2 protein-coding genes and 1 rRNA gene are annotated in these 5129 nt (G+C 66.7%); all 3 read right to left on the minus strand.

Annotated elements, in window-relative coordinates; translation table 11 throughout:
* Positions 1 to 507: 507 nt before the first annotated feature.
* Entirely contained in the window at positions 508 to 3561 is a 3054-nt protein-coding gene (locus tag EYS21_RS23180; RefSeq protein ID WP_131135591.1) for a glycoside hydrolase family 2 TIM barrel-domain containing protein, read from the minus strand.
* A 118-nt stretch (positions 3562 to 3679) separates the two neighbouring features.
* Entirely contained in the window at positions 3680 to 4687 is a 1008-nt protein-coding gene (locus EYS21_RS23185) for a LacI family DNA-binding transcriptional regulator (protein WP_131135592.1), read from the minus strand.
* 302 nt (positions 4688 to 4989) lie between these two features.
* Positions 4990 to 5106, minus strand: a 5S ribosomal RNA gene (rrf, locus tag EYS21_RS23190).
* Positions 5107 to 5129 lie beyond the last annotated feature (23 nt).

A 5129-nucleotide genomic window follows, 5' to 3' on the forward strand; every position in this document is an offset into this window, starting at 1 on the left:
CCAGACCACACCACGGGGTGGCATAATCCAGTCAATTCAACCAATTCAATACAATAAATTGGTATCAACAAACTTGGCACACTATTGAGTTCTCAAACAACAGACACACCCGGCACCACCACAACCAAACAGCCGTGGATCGCTCCGGAGCAACCTCTCAAACTTACCCGGACTCGGGGAGCTTTGCAAATCGGCGTTTCCGCGATTTCCTGCCCCGGCGAACCGGCCCCACCCGAACCCGGCACGCTGCAAAGCGTGCCATTTCCAGGCCGTTGAAGAAGGGGGTTTGTCGCAATTTTTCCGCATCAGCGGCGGCGACTCAGAAAACAATACACGCCCCGAACCCCCACCGCAAATCCAGCCCCGAAGGCGCCGCCAACCCCCGAAAACCCTGAATACACATGGATTCCGGGGGCCATCCACGCTCCCAGTCCGGGTCATCGGCCGGAACCGCCCACTATGGAGTGGGTCACACCGCTTGCGCCCATGCCGGGAGCGGAAAATTCCTCAGCTGCGGGCACGCAACACCACTGTAAAGTCTGCTTCCCGGGCCGCGAGCCGATAAGCCTCGAGGACACCGGGACCGCAGGCTGCCGTCCCCACTCCCCGCAGTGCATGGTCAACGTACACATAGGTCCTGCCGTCGGGAACCAGGTCCGTCCGGTGGGTCGCCGCATCCAAGGCGCCGAGGCTGTACGGGCGGACCGTCAGCGCGAAGGGGGTGCCGGCAATCTCCAGCGTGCCGGCGTCGAGCACTACTGACGCCGCGTGCACTCCTGACCGAGCGCCGGATTCCTGGGGCCGGACGTAGTCAACGTCCATGCCCTCCAAAGGCAGCGAGAACCAGCCGGACTTGGCGCCCTGGCCGGTGTCGGGGTAGCTCTGGTGGGGTCCTTGGCCGAACCAGCTGACGGTGCTGGCCTCAGATCCCAGCACCAGTTCCAGCCCGATCCGCGCCCACTCAACGTGGAAGCCCGCATTGGTCCAGTCCCCGTCCGGACGGACCTGGGTCCGCAGGCCAACGGACTCCCCGTCGCTGCTCCACGTGTAGTCCACCAGCACGCCAAACTGTTTGTCCGCCGCAGCCACCCGGGTGCGGACAGTCAGGGCCTCCCCGCCATCCGCGGTCGGCTCTGCGGCGATGCCAAGCAAACGCGGGTGCATCCGGTTAAGTCCGGCCTGGCTCCATTGGGTGGCGAGCGGCCGTCGGTCCGGACCCGTCCATTCGCTGCCCAGGTCATTGTCTGTCGGCGCCCACCAGAGCGCCAGACGGAAGTCGTCCACGGGAACACTCCCGATGGAGAGCGGCAGCCCCGACACCCGGTCAAACACCACCGGCCCCAGCCGAAGCACGCCTTCTGATACGCCCACCGGTTCAAGCCCGCGAGGGGCCGCGGGCACCGTAATGGCCTGGACCGACTGGCCCCATGCGACTTCGTGGCCGGCCCCGGCCCAGTCTGTTCCCGAGGCCAGGACTGCACTGACGCTGAGGACTGCTGCGCGTCCGCCGGCCAGCGATGCAAGGCCGGCAGGAAGTTCAACGAATGTTTCCGCACCCGGCGCCAGCGACGCAACGTCCACCCCGCCGTCCGCAAGCACCGCGCCGCCGTCGCCGGCCCCGCCGTCGCGCACGCCGCCGTCGGCCTCCAGCACATACCGGAAGCTGAGCGCTGACGTGTCCGCGAAGTCAAAGCCGTTCCGGACGGTGAAGCCGGACCAGTCCCCGGCCACGGTGACGCGCAGGGGTTCAATGACCTTCTTGAAGTCCAGCAGGCCCGGGCGCGGGTTGCGGTGGGCGTCCACGAGGCCGTCGGTGACGAAATTGCCGTCGTGGACTTCCTCACCGAAGTCGCCGCCGTACGCGAAGTGCTCACGTCCGCCCTCGTCGGTGACGGTGATGCCGTGCTCCAGCCATTCCCACACGAACCCGCCCATCAGCCGCGGGTAACGGTCAAAGAGCTCCTGGTATTCGGTCATGCCGCCGGGGCCGTTGCCCATGGCATGCACGTACTCGCACAGCACAAAAGGCATGGCACGACGGCGGGCGTCCAGCGCAGGATCGTCCAGCGGCTCCTCGACGCCCTGGCCAATCAGTTCCGTTTCCGCCTGGCTGGCATACATCCTCGAATAGACGTCGACGTAGGCCGAGCTCCAGTCGCCCTCGTAATGGATGGGCCGGGACGGATCCCTGTCCTTGGCCCACTTCGACATCGCCGCCAGGTTCCTGCCCGTGCCGGCCTCGTTGCCCAGCGACCACATGATCACCGCAGCGTGGTTCTTGTCCCGCTCCACGGTCCGCCGCATCCGATCCACCAGCGCCGGCTCCCACGCCGCGTCGTCGCTGGGGTTCTTGTTCCAACCGGAGTTGACGAAGCCATGGCTCTCCAGGTCGCACTCGAGCACAACGTAGAAGCCCAGCTGGTCCGCAAGCGCCAGGAAGTCAGGGTGCGGCGGGTAATGGGAGGTGCGGATCGCGTTGATGTTGTGCTGTTTCATCAGCCGCAGCTCAGCTTCCACCACATCGCGCGGCACCACGCGGCCCAGTTTGGGGTGGTGCTCGTGGCGGTTGACGCCGCGCAGCAGGATCCGACGGCCGTTGACCTTGAACTGGGCGTCCTCGATGGTGATGCTCCGGAACCCGACCTGCACCGTGACTGTCTCGTCGGGTGCGCTGACGGTGGCCTCGTAGAGCCGGGGCAGCTCCGCGGACCACGGCGAGACTGCCGGAATCCGGTGTTCGGTGCCGGCGGTGAGTTCCAGGTTGAGTTCCGGGACGCGTACGACGGCGTCAATCGCCTCACCCGCCCGGCTCGCCTCCACGCGCAGGACGCCTTCGCCCGTCTCGTGGTCATAATCGGCGTGCACAAACACGTCGTCAATTCCCTGTCCAGGCCGGGCCTGCAGGGTCACGTCACGGAAAATACCCGGTAGCCACCACATGTCCTGGTCCTCCACGTAGCTTGCGGCGGAAAACTGGGCCACCCGGACAGCGAGGACATTGGCGCCTTCTGTGAGGGCTCCCGTGACGTCGAACTCGTGCGCCAGCCGGCTGCCGCGCGTGGTGCCCAGTTCCGTGCCGTTGAGCCATACAGTGGCGGCGGACTCGACGCCGTCGAACCGGAGGAGAGCGCGCGGGAAGAACTCGGGGCCCGCGGAGAATTCCACCACGTGATCGCCGACCGGGTTGGCATCCGGCACGTGCGGCGGCTCAACAGCGAACGGGAACTGGACATTGGTGTAGGCCGGCGCTCCGTGCCCGTGCATCGGCCAGCTGGAGGGCACCGGCAGGCTAGTGAAGCCGTTGAGGTCCCGTCCGGATTGCCAGCCATCCCGCGGCGCCTGCCGGATCCCTGGGCTGAGGCGGAACTGCCACTCACCGTTGAGTGACTTTCTGGGGGTGTCGCTGTGGAGGTAGGCGCGGGGCGGCAACGTGCCCCGGGCAGGGTCCAGGGACGCCAGGGCCTCGACGTCGTCGATGCCAATGTCCAGGGCACGGCCCGTGGGCTGGCCGGCGGACGTCGCCGGGGTCACGGCCGGCGCGAAGGGAGACTGAAGTGACATGGATTTTCCTTGCTGCAGGGTGCTTGAGGGCCGCACCTGGCGACGCTTCGTTTGTTTCGTGAACGTTCACGAGCTTGATTAAGACTATCCGGCGGCGGGCATTTTGGGTAGGGCCTTCCTACGCCGATGCGCGGATCACGAGCTCATGGCGGAGCGTCAGGTGCGTGCCTGCGCTGCGCGGCGGGAGGGCGCCCGTCAGCAGCCCGTCGAGGAGGTCGACGGCGGCCCGCCCCACGTCGCGCAGGTCCAGCGAGAGCGTGGTCAGCTCAGGGGTCAGCAGCATGCCCAGTGGTATGCCGTCCATGCCGATCACGGCGCAGTCGCCCGGGACCGAGCGGCCCCCGGCGGCCAGCGCCTTGAGCGCGCCCGCAGCCATGAGGTCGTTGAAAACGAGCAGCCCGTCCACCCCCGGATACGCAGCAAGCATGGCTCCGACGGCATCCCGGGCCCCCTCTGCGGAGTCCTCGGCATGGGCCACTGTCAGATCAATACCGAGATCATCTGCGGCACGACCAACAGCGGCGCCCCTGGCCGAAAGCTGCCACGCTGGCCCTGCATCAAGGTAGGCAAGACGCCGGCGACCAATCTCGGCCAGGCGCTCCAGCGCAAGCCTTGCGGCGAAGGGGTAGTCGAAGGAGATGCCACCGGCGGTCAGCGCGGAGGGCTCATCCAGCACCACCACAGGCCGCCGGCCGAGCAATGCCTGAGCCTCGGCCGCGTGCGGACCCAGATAGCCGATGACCGCATCCACCTGTGGGGACAGCCGTTCCACAGCGTCCAAGCTGCTGCCGCTTCCGTGACCAAAATCATCCACCACCACGTTCCAGCCACGCAGCGTCGCCATCTCAACCACGCTGGAGGCGAATGCGGGGAAGTAGGGGTTGGTGAGGTCGGGTATGGCCAGCCCCACGGAGGTGCGGGCCCCCTGGACGAGCCCCTTGGCGTACCGGCTGGGTGTGTAGCCAAGTTCGCGCGCGAGTTCCTGGACGCGTTCACGCGTCTCCTGTTTGATACCTGGCATGTCGTTCATCGCACGCGTCACGGTCTGGCGCGAAACACCCGCGGCCGCGGCAACGTCCAGGATCGTGGCGCGCTTGGCGGTTGGGCCAGGGAAGGAAGAGCTCATAAACCGTAAGTCTAGGGCCAGCCCTGGGGACGCCCCGGCGTCTCGTGGTGGCACACCCAGGACGCTCTCACTGCTGGGGGTGTGCGACGGCGGGTGGCGGGCCCGGGTGCCGGGGTGCCGGCGGGGCGGGCTTGTTGCGGGTGGTGAGAGAGGATCCGTCGAAAGACGACGGGTGGTGAGAGAGGATCGGCCCATAACCTGCGGGAAGTGGAAGGGGGTCCTGGGTGGGTTCTGGTGTTTGGGGTTTAAATGGGAGAGCCCCCCAACACGCGTGGTGTTGGGGGGCTCTCGACCTAATGATGTTCCGGCGGTGACCTACTCTCCCACACCCTCCCGGGTGCAGTACCATCGGCGCTGTGGGTCTTAGCTTCCGGGTTCGGAATGGGACCGGGCGTTTCCCCCACGCTATGACCGCCGTAACCCTTCTACCCGTCACACACCC

Source organism: Arthrobacter sp. S39 (assembly GCF_004320525.1).
Lineage (GTDB): Bacteria > Actinomycetota > Actinomycetes > Actinomycetales > Micrococcaceae > Arthrobacter.